This window comes from Fuerstiella marisgermanici (assembly GCF_001983935.1).
GTDB lineage: Bacteria > Planctomycetota > Planctomycetia > Planctomycetales > Planctomycetaceae > Fuerstiella > Fuerstiella marisgermanici.
In genome coordinates, this window is the sequence record NZ_CP017641.1 from 4,692,269 (window position 1) to 4,712,863 (window position 20,595).

18 protein-coding genes are annotated in these 20,595 nt (G+C 56.1%); 8 read left to right on the plus strand and 10 right to left on the minus strand.

Annotation, left to right across the window (positions count from 1 at the left end; genetic code table 11):
* Window positions 1-30 precede the first annotated feature (30 nt).
* Window positions 31-960 (plus strand): malate dehydrogenase, encoded by a 930-nt coding sequence (locus tag Fuma_RS17530; RefSeq protein ID WP_077025269.1) that lies wholly within the window; start codon window positions 31-33, stop codon window positions 958-960.
* Here Fuma_RS17530 and Fuma_RS17535 read toward each other — a convergent pair whose 3' ends face one another.
* Window positions 961-1,401, minus strand: a complete 441-nt coding sequence (locus tag Fuma_RS17535) for a RidA family protein (RefSeq protein WP_077025270.1) — start codon at window positions 1,399-1,401, stop codon at window positions 961-963. It lies immediately after the preceding gene.
* 128 nt (window positions 1,402-1,529) lie between these two features.
* Here Fuma_RS17535 and Fuma_RS17540 point away from each other — a divergent pair, with 128 nt between their 5' ends.
* Both Fuma_RS17540 and Fuma_RS17545 read left to right on the plus strand, forming a co-directional pair.
* Window positions 1,530-2,780, plus strand: a complete 1,251-nt coding sequence (locus Fuma_RS17540) for a PQQ-binding-like beta-propeller repeat protein (protein WP_218922186.1) — start codon at window positions 1,530-1,532, stop codon at window positions 2,778-2,780.
* 115 nt (window positions 2,781-2,895) lie between these two features.
* Entirely contained in the window at window positions 2,896-3,429 is a 534-nt protein-coding gene (locus Fuma_RS17545) for a GNAT family N-acetyltransferase (RefSeq protein ID WP_158521045.1), read from the plus strand.
* Window positions 3,430-3,596: 167 nt separating this feature from the next.
* Here Fuma_RS17545 and Fuma_RS17550 read toward each other — a convergent pair whose 3' ends face one another.
* The 4 genes from Fuma_RS17550 to Fuma_RS17570 all read right to left on the minus strand — a co-directional run bounded on the left by Fuma_RS17550 (window position 3,597) and on the right by Fuma_RS17570 (window position 10,544).
* Window positions 3,597-6,650, minus strand: coding sequence for an MMPL family transporter (locus Fuma_RS17550; RefSeq protein WP_077025272.1), 3,054 nt, complete (start codon window positions 6,648-6,650; stop codon window positions 3,597-3,599).
* Window positions 6,651-6,928: 278 nt separating this feature from the next.
* Window positions 6,929-8,197, minus strand: coding sequence for a sulfate reduction electron transfer complex DsrMKJOP subunit DsrP (gene dsrP, locus Fuma_RS17555; protein ID WP_077025273.1), 1,269 nt, complete (start codon window positions 8,195-8,197; stop codon window positions 6,929-6,931).
* Between the two features lie 8 nt (window positions 8,198-8,205).
* On the minus strand, window positions 8,206-9,156 hold the full coding sequence (locus tag Fuma_RS17560; RefSeq protein ID WP_077028377.1) for a 4Fe-4S dicluster domain-containing protein: 951 nt from the start codon (window positions 9,154-9,156) through the stop codon (window positions 8,206-8,208).
* A 950-nt stretch (window positions 9,157-10,106) separates the two neighbouring features.
* Window positions 10,107-10,544 carry an RrF2 family transcriptional regulator gene (locus Fuma_RS17570; protein ID WP_077025275.1) on the minus strand — a complete coding sequence of 146 codons (438 nt, stop codon included), beginning with the start codon at window positions 10,542-10,544 and terminating at the stop codon, window positions 10,107-10,109.
* A gap of 149 nt (window positions 10,545-10,693) precedes the next feature.
* Between Fuma_RS17570 and Fuma_RS17575 the strand changes: the two genes are divergently transcribed.
* The 4 genes from Fuma_RS17575 (at window position 10,694) to Fuma_RS17590 (ending at window position 14,778) form a co-directional block, all read left to right on the plus strand.
* Entirely contained in the window at window positions 10,694-10,939 is a 246-nt protein-coding gene (locus tag Fuma_RS17575) for a hypothetical protein (RefSeq protein ID WP_077025276.1), read from the plus strand.
* A 5-nt stretch (window positions 10,940-10,944) separates the two neighbouring features.
* Entirely contained in the window at window positions 10,945-13,383 is a 2,439-nt protein-coding gene (locus Fuma_RS17580; protein ID WP_218922188.1) for a molybdopterin-dependent oxidoreductase, read from the plus strand.
* 6 nt (window positions 13,384-13,389) lie between these two features.
* Window positions 13,390-14,169, plus strand: a complete 780-nt coding sequence (locus Fuma_RS17585) for a nitrate reductase cytochrome c-type subunit (RefSeq protein WP_077025277.1) — start codon at window positions 13,390-13,392, stop codon at window positions 14,167-14,169.
* Between the two features lie 141 nt (window positions 14,170-14,310).
* Window positions 14,311-14,778: a hypothetical protein gene (locus Fuma_RS17590; RefSeq protein WP_077025278.1), complete on the plus strand. Its 468-nt coding sequence runs from the start codon at window positions 14,311-14,313 to the stop codon at window positions 14,776-14,778.
* Window positions 14,779-14,849: 71 nt separating this feature from the next.
* On the opposite strand, the gene Fuma_RS17595 is transcribed toward Fuma_RS17590, so the two are convergent.
* The 4 genes from Fuma_RS17595 to Fuma_RS17610 form a co-directional block, all read right to left on the minus strand.
* Window positions 14,850-17,168 carry a TolC family protein gene (locus Fuma_RS17595; protein WP_083732131.1) on the minus strand — a complete coding sequence of 773 codons (2,319 nt, stop codon included), beginning with the start codon at window positions 17,166-17,168 and terminating at the stop codon, window positions 14,850-14,852.
* An 89-nt stretch (window positions 17,169-17,257) separates the two neighbouring features.
* Window positions 17,258-17,578: a DUF962 domain-containing protein gene (locus Fuma_RS17600; RefSeq protein ID WP_077025280.1), complete on the minus strand. Its 321-nt coding sequence runs from the start codon at window positions 17,576-17,578 to the stop codon at window positions 17,258-17,260.
* Between the two features lie 29 nt (window positions 17,579-17,607).
* Complete coding sequence (locus Fuma_RS17605; protein WP_077025281.1) at window positions 17,608-17,955, minus strand: co-chaperone GroES; 348 nt, start codon at window positions 17,953-17,955, stop codon at window positions 17,608-17,610.
* 202 nt (window positions 17,956-18,157) lie between these two features.
* Entirely contained in the window at window positions 18,158-19,426 is a 1,269-nt protein-coding gene (locus Fuma_RS17610) for an MFS transporter (protein WP_158521046.1), read from the minus strand.
* Window positions 19,427-19,679: 253 nt separating this feature from the next.
* On the opposite strand from Fuma_RS17610, the gene Fuma_RS17615 reads away from it, so the two are divergent.
* Window positions 19,680-20,000 (plus strand): hypothetical protein, encoded by a 321-nt coding sequence (locus Fuma_RS17615; protein ID WP_077025283.1) that lies wholly within the window; start codon window positions 19,680-19,682, stop codon window positions 19,998-20,000.
* Window positions 20,001-20,052: 52 nt separating this feature from the next.
* On the opposite strand, the gene Fuma_RS17620 is transcribed toward Fuma_RS17615, so the two are convergent.
* Complete coding sequence (locus tag Fuma_RS17620; RefSeq protein WP_145944233.1) at window positions 20,053-20,550, minus strand: cytochrome c; 498 nt, start codon at window positions 20,548-20,550, stop codon at window positions 20,053-20,055.
* Window positions 20,551-20,595: the final 45 nt, after the last annotated feature.

The following is a 20,595-nucleotide window of genomic DNA, read 5'->3' on the forward strand; positions in this document are numbered from 1 at the left end:
GTGGTTAAAACCAAACCCGAAAGATACGAAATGAAAGTCAGCATAATTGGTGGTGGTGGTCTGGTTGGTTCCTGTGCAGGGTTTGCTCTGCAGGCCGGTAAGATCGTCAAAGAAATTTCCCTTGTCGACGTGAACCAGGAACTCTGCGAAGGCCAGGCTCTGGACCTTATTCATGGAGCATCCCTGATGGCTCCTCAGAAGATTACTTCCGGCGGCACGGAACAATGCAAAGACAGCGATGTCGTTGTCATCACGGCTGGACTACGTCGTAAGCCGGACGAAAGCCGCCTGGACCTGATCAACCGCAACGTCGCACTCTTTAAGAATATTCTGGCGGATGTGAAGCAGCACGGATTGAAGAAGGACGCCATCGTTTTCGTGGTGTCCAATCCCGTGGACGTGCTGACATACCTTGCCGTCAAAAATCTTGGCCTTCCGGCATCTCAGGTCATTGGTCTGGGAACGGTTCTGGACACAACTCGGCTGCGAAGCATGCTTGCCCTTCGCCTGGATGTCCCGGCGACTCAGGTCAACGTCACGATCTTCGGCGAACACGGCGACAGCATGGTGCCGATCTGGTCCCAGGCTCAGATCGCCAACCTGCCTCTCGACAAGTTCCCAGGTGTCACGCCTTCCTTAATCGCCGAAGTCGAAAAGAAGACTCGTGGCAGTGGAGCCGAAGTCATTAAGAAGAAGGGCGGAGCTGGCTTTGCCGTCGGTGTGTCCATTGCCGACGTTGTCCACAGCATTGCATTGGACGACGAACGCATCCTGCCTATCAGCTCGCTGCAAAACGGAGCGTACGGCATCAACGACGTGTGCCTATCCGTCCCAACAGTTGTCGGTCGCAGCGGCGTGAACAGCCACATCGAAGTGGATCTGTGGAGCAAAGAAAAAACGGCGCTGCAGAAAAGCGGAAGCGTTCTGCGAGACACCGTTGATAAAGTGCTGAAGGGTTAGTTAGTTCTTCACCTCAAACACTGCTTCCACTTCAACAGCCACGCCGGTTGGCAACGCCGAAAAGCCGAGTGCGCTGCGTGCGTGGTAGCCGTCGCCGTCTTTGCCGAAGATTTCGTGCAGCAGATCGGAACAGCCGTTAATCACCAGGTGCTGGTCGGTGAAATCCGGAGCTGAATAAACGCAGCCGAGGACCTTGATGACTCGCAGCCCGTCCAGCGTTCCGTGTGTGTTGTAGACGGATCGCAGAATCTTTGCGGCACAGTTCTTGGCGGCTTCGTAGCCCTGCTCGATAGTCACGTCTTTGCCCAGAATGCCTTTCTGATCGCTAACGTGGCCGGACGTGATTAGCTGGTTGCCGCTGCGGACGCACAGGTTCAGGTAGCCCGGTTCCTGAGCTTCCAGAGAAATTCCCAATTCTTTTGCCTTCTGATCAGCACTCAATGTCTTGTCTTTCGTGAATTAATGTTGGAGATCGAATCGGGCGTGTTTTAGATCGTCCATTGCTCAACAGCAAGTCAGCGGTCTGCTATGGTGTGATCCGTTCAATCACACTGAGCCGGAGAAGAGACTTGAATCGAGCAATATCCAACCTGATCTCGCTTGCCGTCATCCTGGCGTCCGCTGCAGCGCAGTCTGCCGACTGGCCTCAATTTCTGGGACCAAACCGCAACGGCATTTCTTCCGAAACTAACCTGATCGACGCGTTTCCGGACACCGGCCCCAAAATCCTGTGGCGTAGCTCACTCGGCGTGGGCATGGCCAACGTGGCGGTGGTCAACGGAAAAGTCTTCACACTGTACCAGGACGACAGCAGTCAGTATGCCGTCGCTCTTGACGAAGAAACTGGCGATCAAGTCTGGCGCACTTCGGTAGCTCCCAAATACAACAACGGCCAGGGAAATGGTCCGCGAGCGACCCCAACCGTTCACGATGGCACGGTCTTTGTCTTTTCAGGCGAAGGCGTTCTAGCGGCGCTAAGTGCGGCCTCGGGCGATCAACTGTGGTCAGTCGACACCGTGAGCAGTCTGAAAGCGAAGCCCGCCGACTACGGTATGGCATCGTCGCCTCTGATTGCCGGCGATGCGGTGATTGTACAGGTCGGCTCAAAACAGGGAGCCGTGGCCGCCTACAACCGGAACGACGGAAAGTTGATCTGGACGGCAGGCAGCGGCGCGGCGGGATACTCTTCGCCCGTTGTATTGACGCTGGCTGGCAAACAGCAGGTTGTCGCCTTTGTGGGAGCGTCCGTATTGGGGATCGATCCGGATTCCGGCGATCTCCTGTGGAGTTACGATTACGAAACAGAATACGCCTGCAACACGGCCAGCCCCGTTCAACTGGATAAATCGTCGTTGTTGATTTCTGCTGGTGAAAATCACGGCAGCACGATTCTGAAAATTGAATCAGCAGCAGACGGCTTTACGGCCGCCTCCGCCTGGTCGTCACTTGGCAACAGCAGCGTGTTGCGAGCCGAATGGCAGACCCCGATCTTGCACGACGGTCACCTGTTCGCGATGGACAACATCGGCAGCGCGGGACCGATTACCAATCTTGTTTGCGTGCGAATTGCCGACGGCGAACAGGTCTGGATGAAACCTCGCTTCGGCAAGTCGAACCTGACGATGGCTGACGGCAAGCTGTTTATCAGCACAGCAAAGGGCGAGCTGGTTTTGGTGAAAGCAACCCCGTCCGGCTTCGAAGAGGTCTCGCGTGCGGAAGTGTTGCAGAAGATGACTCGCCAGGCACCAGTCATCGCGAATGGTCGCCTGTACCTGCGAGATGACCGCGAAGTAGTATGTCTCGATGTGCGGAAGCGATAGCTGTCGAAAGCCTTCATCCTTGCAACGCAGGATCACAGATCCACGCAGACGTCGCCCCGTTGAATTCCGGACAGAACAAACCGTACAAAATCCCGATCAATCGAGTGTGCTGTGCATGCCCATGCCTGAAACGCCGTTTCGAAAATGGACGCTCGAACTTCGCGAGCCGCAATCGTTGGCAGCCAGCGACGCTGGAGCAATAATCCGCTGGCTTCCCGAGATATCCGTCGCAGAATACCTCCGGCTGTATACAGGGGTCGGCGAGCCGTGGAAGTGGGTCGATCGTCGCCTTATGCCGCCGACCGAACTCGCGACATTGCTCGCAGAAAGCAATCGCCACGTTGCAACCCTGACCACCTCGGACGGCACTGAAGTTGGTTTCACGGAACTCTGTCGACACTCGAGCGACGACTGCGAAATCGCATATTTTGGATTGTTGCCGCAATTCACCGGCAAGGGACTTGGCCGCAAATTCTTTCAAAAAGTCGTCCGCAAGGCTCAGTCCCTGACAGACGCCAACAGCCGCGTCTGGCTAACCACCTGCGAATGGGACAGCCCGGCCGCTTTGCCGTTTTACCAACGGTCGGGGTTCCAGATAGTGAGCGAAGAGTGGCACGTCCGATGTGCTCCGCTCGACGAGTCGCTTTGATTATGCACGACCTTGTTCCACGCAAGCGGCAGGCCGAACACTGTTTATGCCCGGCATTCGGCAGGTCGCGTTTTTGTCGCTCATCTCCTGCGCCCAATGGACGCGACGCCAGCGTATTGCTTTAGGCTCGCTCACAACGCCAATGCTCACCGGTGCTAAACGGCTGGCTAAGCGGCCGCCTGCTGTTGTTGGCGACGGCGTTCTTTACGAGACAGGCGGCGGCCTTCGCTGTCCGTCCCATCCGAATCGCCGTCCGAATCGTCGCTGGCTTCCGCCTTGCGTTTCTTCGGCAGTCGAATGACGACAGGTTCAAATGACGCTGGCTGGTACTTCGCCACCAGCACTAGCATCGGCGGCACAAGAATAAGCGCCACGGCCAGACAGCAGGCGACACCGATGGCCAGCACAATCCCGACGGACTTCAGTCCCTGATGAGCAGAAATCATCAGACTACCGAAGCCAACAATTGACGTCAGCGACGTTAAGAAGACTCCGTTCATGGTGTCGCCGGACGGCCGATATTCTTTCTTTCCCGCCATCAATTGACGCCGGTAATCGTGAACCATGTGAACGCCGTCGTCCACGCCGATTCCCAGCACCAACGGCAGCACGATCAAATTGATCGGATTAAAGTCAACGTTCAGAATCGCCATTATGCCCAACAGCATCAGTCCGCCGCCGATGGGTGGCACCAAAGCGATAAAGGTGTCTCGCAGATTGCGGAAATCGAACACCGTGGCCACGAACGCAACCATACCAAGATAGATCGCAACCAGCATATTCGGGTTGAGATCGCCGTGCCGTTGAATGCTGGTATAGCCGATAAATCCAACGATCAGCAGCGGCGGAATCACAGTCAACAGCTTCTGGCCGGGTCGCAGGAAATCAAAGAGTAGAAACAGTGCGATCGCGGCCAGTGAGTAGACGGCAATCGTTTTGTAGCAAGCCTTCATTTTGACGGCGGAATCGTAATTCTGCACTGGCACGCCGGTCACGTCCGGAGCGACCGTGCGAATGTCTCGCACGAACGACGCCAGAGCCACTTCATTCCAGACTTCTTCTTTGGGGAAAATCTTCACCAGCCAAAGCTGGCGTTCCCCGTCGACTCGCAGATAGCGATTGCGCCAGGCTTCCGGAAGGTCTTCCAGGCCAACGGGCTCAAGTGATGTCGCGGTGGCGACCTGTCCGAATTCTTTCAGCAGCGAACCTACCATCATGTCCTGATAGGCATCGATGACCTGAGCCTGTTTGTTAGTGGGTAGCGATGCGAACTTGTTCAGGAACTCGTCCAGGCGTTCGGCCGCTTTGTGCGCCTTCAAGTCGCTGGACGCAGACAGCGTTTTGTATAGTCGATCGAGACTAACCCCAACGACTTCCGGATTCGACGCCGCAAACGTTGGTGTGCGAGTCGGCATGTTCTGAAGTTTGGTCTTCAGCTGACCAATCAGTTGCTGCTGACCTGCACTCGCCTGCTGCGGAATGCGGCTGGAAAGTTCGGTAACTCGAGCAACCGTAGGCAGCGCCAGAAGCTTGGCTCGCAGTGCATCGGTTTCCGCTTGAGTTTCGGCGATCGCTACGGCGTAAAGCAACGATTCGTCAGACGCAGCCAGAGTCCGTTCGGCCTGTACGGAATCCAGAGTATGGTCCTGCAGCTTCAGTAGATTCGAATCATAAGCAACGTTAAACGACACCGAACCGTCTTCGTAGTTCACCGCGTTCCATGCGACTGCCACGATACCAATCACTGCGACCGCAATGGCCGTGATGGGAAAGCCGGACACAGCCGAACGCCAGAAATCACCCGAAATCGGAACCGGCAGTTCATCAATTTCAACGTGTTCGTCCGACAGCGCAATCAGCGCGGGCAGAAACGTAAACGTCATCAACGCGCAGATCAGAATTCCGCCCGCGGCGATGATTCCAAGTTCGGCCAGTCCGGGATAGCCTGTTAGAGCTGCACTGGCGAAAGCGATCGCGGTGGTCAGAGCCGACGTTAGAATTCCGGTCCCGACGGACTGCCCCGTCAACACCAGCGATTCGTCCATCTCGTACAGTTCCTGCCGTAAGAACAGATACCTTGTGACGAAGTGGATTCCAAAGTCGACGCCCAGCCCGATCATGATCGCGGCAAAACAGATGCTTAGAATATTCAGATGGCCGACAGCCAGAGTTGCGACACCAAATGTCACGGCCAGGGCGTTAACGAGCATGATCAGCACCAGCATCGGATGCCGCATGCCCTTCAGCCCGAACGACAGCAACAGGCCAACGGCGATGAAGGCAATTAACGCCGCGTTGATCATGTCACGACCAGAACGCCGCAGTTCGTCGTGTTCCAGAACCGGAATACCAGTGAGCGACAGCTTCAAATCGGGAGCGACAGCGCCGTATTCTTCTTCCAGTTCTGCCAGATGTTCTCGCAGTCGAACCAGCGATCGTGAATTCGCGTCGAGACCTTTTTTGTCAGGTACCGGATGCACATGCAGCATGCCAACGCTGCGGTTGCTGTTCATCAAATACGCAAGGTCTGCATCCTGAGCCGAATGCTCAATTTCTGTGGACACAATATCCGGCCACGGCGAACGAAAGCCCTGAGTGTTGACTCGAACATCATCCTGACCGACGTCCAGAAAACCACTCAGACTGGTCGCCAAACGTTCGGCATAAGCAACCGCTCCGGTCGCGTTGGTTTGTTTTTGAGTGGCGGATGCAATTTGAGTATCAAGCTGTCCGGCCAGCCGTTCGACTCGCAACAGGTCCCACTGCTGGTTCGACAGCACAGGCGTGAACTGGTCGACTCGGCGAATGGCCGCCTGCAATTCGGTTTCAGACAAATACTGCAGGGCCTTGCGGCGCAGATCGGATTGATCGATTTTGAACAGGACGTTCGAAAAATATTCGGGTTCGCGAATAAGGCGTTCGCCCAATTGGTCCAGCACCGTCTGCAGCAGCGCTGCGTTGGGTACATCCGTTTGAGCAACCACAACCAGATCGGATCCGCCGCCGAAGGATTCTGCGTAGTCGTCCCACGCTTTTTCCGGGGCCAACAGATCGGATCGACTGGTGCGCAATTTTAAATCGGAGACAGTCACACCGACTCCGGCGCAGCCGACCAGCACCATCATCCACAGCGCCAGCCGTGGCCGCCGCGCGCCGAAGCCCACAACGCTGCCCAGCAGGCGCGACAGGAATCCAATCGGTTTGTCACCGTCAGAGGCCACGAGTTCGACCGATCTTTGATCAGAGTGCTGTGTGTCGCCTTAACAGTTGGCGATCCCGCGATTTCCTGCCTCCCGGCAGCGCAACAGGCGCTAGGGAAGGGCAGGTACTCGATGTGATCGTCACGATCAGACCGATTCCTACAGGCGATCTCTAAACGCCGCTGGTGTGGCAGGAACGCGCCGCAAGCTGACCGGCGGATTCTGCCAGATTTCCCTGGCTGGATCGCGAAGCCGCGATGAGCGGAGCAGAGATAGGTGAAGCAGCGAATTCAAAGCCGCTATGCCGTGGGTTTGGCCGATTCGCCCGAACTATGAAATACGGCGGTCGCCATTTTCAGAAGCACCGTCAGCACCATGAAGCCGAACGCCCAAATACCGGCGCTGACTTTCCATTCGGTAAGGCTGGGTGTGTACTCGACAATCTCATGCAGCGTGCTGGGAATGAACCCTGGCACGATCAAGCCCATTCCCTTTTCAATCCAGATGCCGACAATGCACAGTACGCACGCGGCAATGCGGATCGAACCTCGTTCCAGCGCCGCCGGCAGAAAGAAAAAGACCGTGCCGATAAGGTTGCAGATGATCGCTGTCCACATCCACGGAACAAGGCCATGGTGACCGTGCAGGCCGAAGAACAGGTAGTGAGCCGACGCGCCGTGTGCTCCACCGGTGTAGAACATCGTAAAGATTTCGCTGGCCAGCATCACAAGATTGATCGTCATCGACACGCGAATGATCTGTATCAGAGTGTTCGCCGCACTCACTGGTGCCGTGTAGCCGGTTGTGACACGCAGGATTCTCATCACCAGAATGATGAAGGCGGGCCCGCTGACAAAGGCTGATGCCAAAAACCGAGGAGCCAGCAGCGCCGTATTCCAAAACGGGCGACCGCCCAGGCCGCAATACAGAAACGCGGTGACCGTGTGAATGCTGATCGCCCACGCGATGGAAAGAAACACGAACGGCACATACCACTTTGGATTGGGACGACGTCCCAGAAACTGCATGTAAAGCAGGTAGCCGACGATGTGCAGGTTGATCAGCAGATAGCCGTTCAGCACAAGGACGTCCCACGTCAGCATAGACACGGGAAAGTTCACTCGCCCGATATAGGGTAGAAGGTGCCAGAATCTGTCAGGTCGACCAAGGTCCACCAGGACGCTCAATGTACACATGATGATCGCAGCGATGGCCACAATCTCACCGAAGATCACCACCTTGTGCATCTCTTCGTCATCGTACAGATACGCCGGAATCACCATCATAACGCCGCCCGCTGCCAGCCCCACGAAGAACGTAAAGTTGGCAATGTACAGTCCCCAACTGACGTGATCCGTCATGTTGGTGACGATCATTCCGTCTGCCACCTGCACGGCCCATGCGTTGGCCCCGACCAGCGCGATCGCCGTCAGCACAAACATCCACAGATAGAAGCCGACGCCGCCGTTGGTCGCTTCGCCGAGTCCCCACCAAATGAATCTTGGGTAACTGCGCACGAGATCTTCCGGAGCGTCACTGGCGATTGCGTCAGGAGTGGTGGTGGACATTGTTCGGCTTAGTCAAAAAAGTAGAAGAAGCTCGGCTGTGTCCCCAGCTCTTCTTTTAACACAAAGACACGTTTGTTCTTCAGCACGTAGTTGATGTCGGAATCCGGATCATTCATGTCACCGAAGACGCGCGCGCCGGTCGGACACGCTTCCAGGCAAGCGGGAGCTCGACCTTCGCGAGTTCGGTGCAGGCAGTAGTGACACTTTTCCATCGTGCCCTGCGGCCGCACTCGATTGGATAGGTATCCCTGATCCGGGTTGACTTCCTCCGCCGGGATTTCCGGCTGTTCCCAGTTGAACCGCCTTGCGTGGTACGGACACGCCGCTTCGCAGTAACGACAGCCGATGCACCAGTTGTAATCCACCACCACGATGCCGTCGTCTTCCTTCCACGTGGCTTCGACCGGACACACTGTCACGCACGGAGGATTGTCGCATTGCTGGCACTGCACCGGCATGTAGAACTTGTCGTCCTGGGGCACGGTGTGATCGTACGTCGTAGAGCCTTGCTCCATGTCCATCGAACCTTTGGACATTTCCAGCACTCGAATGTATGACTGGTCGACTCCACGATGATGATTATTTTCTTTGTTGCACGCTTCCATGCACGCGCCGTTGCCATTGCATTTGCTGAGATTAATAGCGTAGCCAAACTTCACGCCGGGGATGGCTTCCGGATCGGAGATGGTGACGTCGGCTCCGTAGTCTTCTTTGGTTTCCGCTTCCAGACGAGCGAACACCTTTGCTTTGTCGTCGTCGGTCAGCTCTTTGTAATGCTGCTGCAAGAACTCATCGACGGACACGTTTTCCGGAATCACCATCAATGGTGACACCGCTTTCCCGAACGCCGCCAGCCCCAGCGCAGCGCCGGCCGCCTTGAGTGCCGTTCGTCGCGACGAAGGTTGGTCAAGGATCGGCAACAGGGGTTCGTTGGAAGGGTTGTTGGGGTGGCTGGTCATCGATGTTTCTTCATGGAACTTTGAAAAAGTGAAATTGACAATTTGCAAGTTCAAAATGACGGCGGCGAACTGTGACGGCACCACAATTGGCAATTTCAATTTCTCACTTTGACCTCTTCAAAACTCACTCTCCTCCTGTCAGTGTGGCTTCTCCAGGAAACGATCTCTTGGCTTAAACGTTGGTTGCATCTTCGGAAACTGTGGTGAATGGGGATTGTGACAATCGACACAGTTGTTTTTCTCTCGCGGGCCCCACGCCAAATTCCAGTGGCCAGTCATCCCACCGTGCACGTTGTGCTCGTAGTCACGCATCTGAGGGCCGTGGCACTGACCACACAACGTCATGACGTCGGAAAATTCGATTCGACTACCGTCAGCAAGTTTCAAAGCGTCATAGTCTTCGGCGTTGTGGCACGACAGGCAGCTGATTTTCCCGTGGTCGAACTTCATCGCCCCATGAAACTCATTCAGGTCAGCAACCGATTTGTTCGCGAAGTTTGGCGTTCTGGTGGCATGGCATGTCGAACATGAAACCGTTACTGCGTTTCCGTGCGGATCTGTCACACCAGTAATCACTTCGGGCGGGCCCGATGGTTTACGAATTCTTACGGCGTGCACGATTGCCGATGCCGACGACTCAGTGCCATTCCGCGGCTTTCCGGTAGCTTGGGCCCCGCTTGAAGCAGCAATGTTCTGAGTTGCCGAATCGACGGACGACTCGCTCAGCGTTGAGCCATTCGTCGGGCCGCCGGAACCGACTTGAGCGGCAACGAAGAAGCTGACTGTGCCCAACACGCATACAGCCAGCGTAAACCCACCGTTGATTGAACCAGCGCGTCCCGGCGGACCTGCAGCGAACCTCGCTGACCTGTCGCCGTGGCACAGGCGTTGCGGACGATGAAGGCTGTTTCCCACGAGTCCGAACCGTCCACAACGAAAGGGAAGCTGCTCTAGCTGGCGGGTCGTTTTTGGGGGAAGTCGCACGTCTTTGAACGCTTTCGGCCGGGGATCAAATCTGAGATTGTGGCACTGTGAAATGCTTCTTCCACCAGGCGACTCGCGTCGTCCAGCAGCTTGTGCAAAGGACAAAGTTTTTCGTGTTCTGAGATCCCCAGCGGACACTCCGTGATCCGAGGAATTGCATCAACGGCCCGAACAACCTCCAACGCTGTCATCACGTCTGGCGATTTCGTCAGCCGATACCCTCCGCCCGGTCCGGGCCGAGATTCAACCAGTCTTGCCGTAACGAGTTCGTTAAGGACTTTCAGAAGGTAATCCACTGGCACAAGTGTCGCCTCAGCAATTTCCATTCGCCCGACGAAGTCATGATGCTGACTTCCCAGATGAACGGCGGCTCGCAGAGCGTACTTGGCTGTTGACGAGATCATGTTAGTAATAGTAGACTTTGTTGTCTACATTTCCTGAAGTCTATTTTTGGGGCGATGCGTTCACGGCAGAAAACATCCAACGTGATGAAGATTAACAATCCGCAACTCCACCAAACAGAGCAACTGACATCACCATGTGAGACACGCTTATGATTGCAAGTGTGGTAGCGACTCTGGATCAGGATCCCGCCCAGCGAACTCAGTTTCTGGCGAACGTCACAAACCGCGCAGAACTGGAGGTGGGAGAAACGAACTCAGACAGCAGCCGAATCCCGATGACAATCGATGTGAAGAACCGGCACCAAATGGAAGACTCAACAGAATGGCTGCGAACTCAGCCCGGTGTGCTCATGGTGGACGTTGTGTTTGTGCACTTTGAAGAAGAAACGCGTTGAACCAAATGACTCATTCCAACCCAGCTTCTCAGGCGGCCATGTTAGAACGGCGAAACTTCATCAAAGCCACAGCCATGGCAGCCGCGACGGCAGTGGCGGGTGGATCGACTTCCTCATTGCTGCCGATTCTAAACGCCGACGATGCACAGGCGCTGGCGGGTTCGGATGCTCAATGGGATAAAGCTCCCTGTCGCTTCTGCGGCACCGGCTGTCACGTGCAGGTTGGTGTTCAGGAAGGCAGAGTTGTGGCTGTCGCAGGGGACCGCAACGCCGAAGTCAACAAGGGTCTGCTATGCGTGAAGGGCTATCACGTCGGCGCCGCTTTGTACGGTAAGGATCGCCTCACAAAGCCGCTGCTGCGAGTTGGCAAGACAGACAAATACGAAGAAATTTCGTGGGATAAAGCGATCGACGTCATCGCCGACCGCATCGAAGAAGCGCCCGAACGTTTTGCATTTTACGGATCGGGCCAATGGACGATCCCAGAAGGCTATGCCGCTCAAAAATTCATGAAGGGTGGCTTGGCAAACAATCACATCGACCCCAACGCGCGACTCTGCATGGCGTCGGCGGTGACCGGTTTTCTGGCAACCTACGGCGTAGACGAACCCGCCGGGTGCTACGACGACCTGGACGCGTGCGACGTGCTGATCATGTGGGGCAATAATCCGGCGGAAATGCATCCCGTGCTGTTTTCCCGAGTCATCGATCGTCGCAGTAAGGGTGAGAAAGTTACACTGATTGACATTGGCACTCGCCGCACGCGCACGACCGACGCCTGCCAGCATTACCTGGAAATGAAAGGCCATGGCGATGTGGCGATCGCCAACGGGATCGCTCATCTGCTGATCAAGAACGGCACCTACGACAAGAAGTTCGTCGAATCATTCTGCAACTTCAAAGCGCCGGACAACGACAATCCGAACCTACACGGCAAAGCGATTACGTTCGACGAATTCAAAGCGGCTCTCGAACCATACACGCCGGAGCACGTCGAAGAACTAAGCGGCGTGCCGGCGGATCAGATTCGCATGCTGGGTGACCTTTTTGGCAATCCTGAACTGAAGATCACGTCGCTGTGGTGCATGGGCATGAATCAGCATACCCTCGGTACGGCGATCAACGCGATGGTTCACGGCGTTCACCTGCTAAGCGGTCACTTCGGCCCGCCGGGAAATGCACCGACAAGCCTAACTGGTCAGCCGTCAGCCTGCGGAACTGTCCGAGAGGTCGGCACGCTGGCTCATGCGTTGCCGGGTGGGCGAGTCGTCGCGAATGCCGAACATCGTCAGCAGGCAGAGGATTTCTGGAATGTCACTCCCGGCCGCATCAGCGAAACACCAGGCTATCACACGGTGCAAATGTGGGAGAGTTTCTGCACGCCCACCGACGATGGCGGTGACATCGGCACGATCTGGGTCCAGGTCACCAACCCCGGCCAGACACTTCCGAACCTTAACAAGCTGTTCAATCCCAAAGCAAAACTCGACGACAAGTTCCTCATCGTAAGCGACGTCTATCCTACCGCGACGACTCGCCTGGCCGACCTGATATTGCCGTCCGCTATGTGGGTAGAAAAGAATGGCGTTGTCGGAAATTCCGAACGCCGCACGCAGCAGTGGTTCAAAATGGTCGATCCACCGGGCGACGCACGCGACGATTGCTGGCAAACTCTGGCGGTCGCTCATCGACTGTTCGAACGCGGCATGGATGGCATGAAAGACCGCGACGGCCGCTTTCTGTTCGAAGTGAAAGACGACCAGGGCAAGCCGATTCCTGTGTGGAACTGGGAGAACTACTACGACACAAACGTCGACCAACACCTGTTTGACGAATACCGGAAGTTCTCACGCTTAAAGCACAAAGACCTAGCCCCATACGACGCCTATGTGAAGGCTCGTGGCATGCGTTGGCCGGTGGTCGAACAAAATGGCAAGTGGCTGGAAACGAAGTTCCGCTTCTCTGGAGGCTACGACCCCTATGTTGCGGAAGGTAAAGACATTCAGTTTTACCACTCGTCAACCAAAGACGACCGCGCTCAGATTTGGTTTCATCCGTGGGAGCCGCCTGCTGAGGTTCCGGACGACGAATATCCGTTTATGCTGTGTACCGGCCGAGTTCTCGAACACTGGCACACCGGCTCGATGACGCGGCGGATCCCCGAGCTTAGCCGCGCGATGCCTTCCGCCTACATCGAAATGAATGCCGAAGACGCCGCAGCAGCAAATCTGTCCAATGGAGACAAAGTGAAAGTTGAATCGCGGCGCGGAACACTGGAAATTCAGGTTTGGATTGACGGTCGCGGGCGACCACCTCGCGGCACCGTGTTCATTCCGTTCTTCGACGAAACACTACTGGTAAATGACCTGACGCTGGACGCCATCGACCCGTTTTCGAAACAGCCGGACTATAAGAAAAGTGCCGTGCGAATTCGGAAGGTTTGATCAACGATGCAGGAATCCACTTATAAAAATGGCGTCGCTGTTGCGTGCTTCATTGTGATCTCAGCGACTGTCGTGGGCTACTTCACGGGGCTCCAAGCGCCGATGACGGCGTCGGCGACAACGCCACAAGTACTGGTCACGCATGAACAGGATCCGCTGGCGGCAGGGATCATCACGGCGACCAACTACGTGGACATGCCCGCTGCAACTCGGCAACGCTTTGCTGTGGCACGTACCAGTCTTAAGGATCTCAAATCAGTCAATGATCCACTCGCCGAAGTGAAAGTTACTCCGGCAGCAAAGGCATTCGCTTTGCAACGGCGTGAACACAACCGAGCGTTCAACGGTGCGCCTCCCACGATTCCGCACGCCGTGCATCAAACGTCGACGGCAGCGTGCGTCGCGTGTCATAGTGAAGGAGCGAAGACTCAGACGTTGCGCGTCCCTAAGATGTCGCATCAGTTTCTGGCCAACTGCACGCAGTGTCATATTGAGGCAATTCCGCGTCACATGACGGCGTCGCTGTTCCGAGAAAATTCGTTCGCTGGCCTGGCGGCTCCCAACGGCGGCCCGCGAGCTTACCCCGGAGCGCCGCCTCAGATTCCACATTCAACGTGGATGCGATCTGACTGCCTGAGCTGTCACGGATTCGCTGGCCCGCAAGGAATTCGCACAACTCATCCGTGGCGAAAAAACTGCCAACAGTGTCACGCCCCGTCTTCCGAACTGGACCAGACAATGCTTGCTGCAGAGCCAACGTTTCTGAAACCGCCTCAAATAGAATAACGGAATGTGGTCGCATCGAATTGAGAGCAAGCCCAGCCGCACAGCACTCTGGTTGTTACACTGACTTCGTGTTCCTCAGTTGCCACTGGACCTTAGAAATACTGACCTCCAAACCTGTCGGATCCAATCGTAAGTCAACGCATGCACAGTAACGAAAGACTTTCACGTCGAGCCTGGTTTCGACTCCGCCCGCCGAAACCAGCGCCCGAGCCGACTCCGTCAACGACTCGCGAGGCTACCGTTGGCCAGACGGCTCCCGGTCTTGCGGAGGTCGCTCATCCGCCGAATCATGACGGCATGGACATGTCCGAACTTCCGCCCATGCGAGAGGCGATTCTGGCGGCCGAACAGGTGGAGGAGCTGTTCGCCGATATTGAACAACTCGGCACCGACATCCTGTTGATGCAGCGTTCCTCGCGGACCGCTCAGGCAAACGTGTCACAGGCTGACGCGGCCAGGAACCTTCAAGTGGCGAAGACGTCACTACTGTCCGGGGGTATCGCACGAGTGCAGATTCGCTACCGCTGGCAGGACACACTCTGGATCGACACGCTCGAAGCCAAACCTGGCGGCTACCGCATCATCCGCATCGCTCATGCCGGACACTGACCAGGCGTGACATTGACCAGGCCTGACGCATCGCGATTGCAGATCGTTCGCGATGCGTCATTTTGTCAGCACTACCGCTTGAAGATATCCAGGTCGAGCAACTTTCTGTCCTCTGCCGATGCGGCTCGAGGAGGATCGTTGTCGTAATCTTTAAGTGGATCGTAAATCGGTAGCGGTTCCTTCATCGTCATCCGCGGCTTCGGAGAATTCACTGCCGCACTCAACTTGTCAGCCCCGGCTCCATCAAGCTTTCCAGCGTCGACCGATGGCTTCTCAGGCGGAGCCGGGACCTGAATTTCAGACGCCTCAGCCGGCTGCGTCATTGGGTCTGCTGCGTCGCCAGCTTCGATGTTTGAATCAGCTGCCGGCACCGGTGTGATTTCACCGTACTCAGGCACCGTGCTATCCAGCTGGATCGAAGAACGCAGATCTACGGTGCCGGTCGGGCCTGGCGAAACGAATTCCTGCGGCTCCGTGCAAAGATAAGGAGCCTCTTTCGCGTGTGTGCGGGCATGAGCTCGAACCAGTGCATCACAGTAGGCTTCAGGTTGCCATTGGCCTTCTGCCAGCATGATTCCGTTGTGCTCAAGCAACGTTCCCTTCGCAAGGTGCAGCGATGTGATGGCCTTGCTGTAGTTAACAATCTGCTGATAGTACGCACTTTCCGCGGCTGCCACGCTGGCCTGAGCTCGCAGAACGAGGTCCAGTGTCAGCGTACCGACTTCACGTTCGGCTTCCAGCAGTGTGACACGACGTGTTGCCGCTTTCAGCCGAGTGTAGTTGGTTTGAGCCGTCGCATAAGACGCGGTAACGTCCTGAATGGCGGTCGCAATATCGTGAGCAATATTCTTTTCCTGAGACGCCAGCACAGCACTCGCTTTGGCGACCTGCAGTTCAAGGTTTCGGACCTGGCTGCGTGTGTATCGCAGTCCCACCGGAATGCTGAATTGGAAACCGGCGTTCCAGCTATTGATGTTCTGGTCATTCATCGAACCGTACGCACTGCGAAACGGCGAGCTGGATTGAGACACCAACGTGTCGCCGGCACCGTTTACGTCGTAACCTGCCAGAATATCCAATCGCGGTCGAACCAGACTTCGAGCCGCCTGGAGCTGCAACTGCTGACTCTTAATCGTCCATTTCTGACGTCGCAATTCCACGCGATGAGTCAGACCTTCTCGCAAAGACGATTCCCAGTCAGGAATTAGTTCTGCCAGAACAGGCTCATCAATCGGACGCAGTACCGTGCCATCGTTCATCGGCAGTCCGATCAGGCGGCGCAGTTCTGTTTCTGCTTTAAACAATGTGTTCAGACTGACTTCGACCTGCGATTTGGTTTCATAAAGACGGTCTCGAGCTTGCAGTTCGTCGGCCGGCTTTAAGACGCCAACTTCAAGACGATCCTTCGCTTCGCGCCACGTCTGAAAAGCACTCTTGTGAGCCACGACGGCCGTGTCGTAAGCTCGGTAAGTGTTGTACAAATCCCAGTAGGCATGTTCGATATCGCGCATAGCGTCTCGAACGGTAACTTCGAAATCGGCAATCGAAATATCTTCGTTGATACGGGCAATTACAACGCCTTGGCTCACCCCGGTGATCGCTCCGAAGTTCGGGTTGGCAGGGCCAGCGATTCGCGTGTAGGCCGTACCACTGCCCGCCAGCAACGGTTGGCGTACCTCGACGCCGATTCGTCCGTAGTAGTTCGGTGTCTCGCCGCTATATCCGATAGGGTCAGTCGTATGAGTCCAGTCGTGGTTCAGCGAAATGGTACCGGCCGTTGCAAACTGTTTGCTAAGCGACGATGTGAAGTCCGCTCGGTTGCCGTTGCCATTCAAGTTGCCGCCGACAAGATCGTCGCGGCTGAAGTTAAGCGTGCTGGTGAAGTTGGCATCGAAGTCCGCCAAAGCGGCTTCCACACTTCGCCGCCCAAACAGAACACCGGAAGCCTGAATGGCTGGATCATAAACGGATGTCGCGGTCGCTGGACTTGTCAGCACCTGCTTTGAACCGATGCCGCCCAGCGCGCTGGTTTCAATGACCTGATTGTGTGTGAGCGCGATCCGCAGTGCTTCGTTAAGCGTGATTTCTCGCGGCGCGTCTTCGGATCGGCGCAGCAGGTTCCGCGGCGGTGTGCTGGTGGCAACGGCTTCAGCCGTCTGGTTGTCGAGACACGGATAGGCAACGGCCGACGTCTTCGCGACGTAATGCTCGATGCCTTCCTTGTCGTCACAGTACTTCAGGTCACACACCGTCGCCTTCTGCGTGGAACAACCGAGCATCATGGTTGTCAGCAGGGATGACGCGCAGAAGAATCGCGTCACTGTGGACAGCATCGGCCCTCGAGCACGGGCAGACTGACGTTCTGACTTTTTTGAGCGTAGCGGGGGCATGCGACTTCCCTGTCACAAGTGTTCTGGATCGAATCAGGTGTGTCTCATTCGAACCGGCCCTCGATCTGCAGCGAAAATCCCACTAGAAATCAGGGCCCGGCGGGAGTCGTATCGTCGCAGGATTCGCCCGCACTTAACGCAGAGGCGCCCCGACCGTACTCAGTGTACGGCAATCCGAGTCGCTTCTTCACAAAGATGACCTCACCCGCATCATTGCCCTCAACGGCATGACCTGCAAATTGCAAAAGATAACCACAAACAAAACAACCAACATGCCAGTACCAGGCCGCACCAAACACCGCTGCTATCGGTGCAACCAGAAAAGACAGCGGAACCCCTACAGCGTGCAACAACTGGTTGGTCCGGTTGCGATGGCGAGGAAGGTAGTTCTGCAGAAACCGACGCAGCATTTCCAGAATCCAACTAAAGAACTCAAGGGCTATTCGTCGTCGTCGGCCGAATCCGACAATGACTGACGCGGCGAATTTTCCCGAGGCGGCTTTCGAAAAACAGCCACGATGTCGTCGACCGGCACCACAAAAAGCAGATTGTCGGCCTCAAAATCGACGGGGATCGCATTCTTCGGATGGAACAGCACCTTGTCGTATTTGCGGATCGGGAAGTCTTCGTCACGATCGATTTGGACGCTGATCTCAACAACACGGCCGGTAATCGTTGGGATCTCCGAAGTGTCCGGCAGCACGATGCCGCCACGAGTTTCCTGGCGAGCTTCGTCTTTGCGAATCAGAATCCGCATTCCAAGTGGTTCAACGTATTCGTTGCTCATGTGATTTACTTGTGTCCTAAAAGTGTTTCCATTGGGCGGGGCAGATGGTCTGCTGATCGGCGAAGGACCTTAGCCGGACAGCGCCACCTTTGGGCACTGGGCCGTGTTTTTGGTAACCCGAAGTGTAAGCGAGGGATTCGTCGCAACTCGACACCTCGCTTACACTTCGGATTACCATTCGCACCAACATGGCGCTGCCCAGTTAGTCTCCCTGATGCTCCCGCTTCGCAAATCCCGCAAACAGCAGCGGCAAAGGCAACAGCGCCGCGATGAGCGCCAGCACTGCTAATGCGGAATAACTATAAGTGTAGTCGGCAAAGCGTTCGTCAAACTGAGCGACCAGCGGCGGCCCGACGGCTCCTACGCCAAATCCCATCATATTGCTGAAACCGAAACCCACGCTGCGACGCCGAGACGGCAAAAATTCAGGAAGCAGGCTGTTGTACAGCGGCTGATTCATAAAGTGAATGAACGCCCACAGGCATGCCGCCAGCAAACGCTGTCCGCCTTCCGCAAACGTCATCCACAACAAAAACGGAACGTTGGCGGCGTACACCAACGACAGCATCATTGGCAATTTCGCTGGTTTCGCGAGGCGTCCTGCCGTCCACTGGCCAAAAGCACCACACACCAACGCCAGCGCCGCCGCGTAGTTGCCCAACGCAGCCTCAGATATGGAATGCCCTACGAATGTTTCAAGCCAGCCCATCGCGCCCGCTTCTTTCAGATACCGCGGCAGAAAATGCAGGACGCCGCCATACACAACGCCGCTTAACGCCGTGCCGATGACAAGCAGTACATACGGCCAAATCTGAAAGGGCATCGAAGGCCGTGCCTGTGACGCGGGCTCGCTGCTTGCATCGGCCGATTTCGCCATGCCCAATGTTGCCTTGTCGTCGTGCCGGACCGGTTTCAGCAGCCCCCACACCAGGAACCCCAGCGAACCGCTGATGATGCTCAGCAGCAGGTAATATCCTCGCCAGTCGCCCGGCCGCAGCGACAGCATGAAACCTGCCAGAAAAGGGGCAGACGCGATTCCCAGCGAACCGAACACCCCATGCAATCCCAGAGCGCGGGATCGTTCGGCGGGAGTTGTCTGGTTGGCCAGCAGAGCCAGTCCGGCCGGATGATACATGCTGGCGAAGGCCCCCATTGAAAACATCTGCGCGTACAGCACCGACGATGTGGACGTCACCATAAACGACGCCGCCACGACAGCTGAACCCAACAGGTACAGCACCAGAATGCGTTTTTCGCCAAACCGATCGGCCAGCAACCCGGCGAAGAATGCTCCGATGCCATAGGGCAGGCGCAGAGCGAAGCCCATAAAACCGGACTGTTCGATGGTCAGCTGGAAGTCGGCGGAGATGACCTGTTCCACACTGGCCACAGACTGCTCAAGCAAGTGAACCAGCGCGTGAGCGCACGAAACCAGCAGAATGACACGGACCACTTGAGAAGATTGAGACACAAGCAATTGTTTTGAAAAAGTTAAGCGTATGCAGCGAAGCCATTTCTGGCAGCCGTGTTAACGGCAAAATCTGCCGAAGTTCCTGAGAACGGCGTGACAGGACGGCCTCAACAAGGTCAGTCAATTCACAGTTTAGATAACGATCTGGCCCTGTTTTCGCGACATTGGTATGTTTCTGCGCCCGCGGCTACAGATCCCAGGGTCGAGCAACGCGACGTTTTTCGGCCTTCAAAATCGTTGAACTCACGGACAGATGACCAGACTGATTCTCGCCACCCTGCTGCTTGGCTTCACCGGCTGCCAGCAGGCTCGCAGTTTTCTGCACATGAACAGTGACAGCCCGAGTCCCTTTCTGGGATTTGAGCTATCGGTCGACGCGCGCGACGTGCATGACAGCAACGCCGTCCAGTTGCGACACGCCGACGACACGCCCATGAACTCAGCAACCACGATCAAAGCCGTTCGTTCGAATACGCGTGAGGAAAAGTACGCGTTGCCGCTGATGGACCTCGCCAGCCACCCGGTCGAAGCGGCAGAAATCGACGACATCATGTCTCGCATCGCTGGAAGCTGACTGGCCAGGCCGAAGCTTCGCCTTGCGATCGGGCAATCAAAGACGACATCAGTTACGGCTTCAAAATGTGGCGACCATCTTCAAACTGACGGTGACACGCATTGCAATTGTCCAGCATCTTTTTGTAAGCAGCCACGGCTGGTTGAAACTTCTTTTCGCGAGCCGCCTTGTAAAATTCTGCACCTGCGCCCCGTGATGCGGCCGCGTGTTTCATCCAATCGGCCCCGTCGTCGTCTGGAGTGCGATCGAACAGCAGGTTGCAGCTTTCTGCCAGAATCAGGCTGTCAGATTTGATAGCCTTCCAACCGTTGTTGTCCGATGGCTCAGCCGCCATGGAAACCTTCAGTCGCTTGTAAGTCGGCTGAAAAACGTACTCCATGAATTCGTGCATGCTGTCTTCCACAATGGCTGGCTCATCGGCCGGCGCGACAGCGGTTGCTGCTGCTGGCGATGGAGAAGCGTTGGCCTTCAGTCCCGCAGGTTGAGTCAACGAAACAACGACCGAGCCAAGGCCTACGAACACTGATAGCAGAATGAGTTGGCGTTTCATGAGTGGATATTCCTTTGAATTGCTTCGTTGAAAAAGTGATTCTAC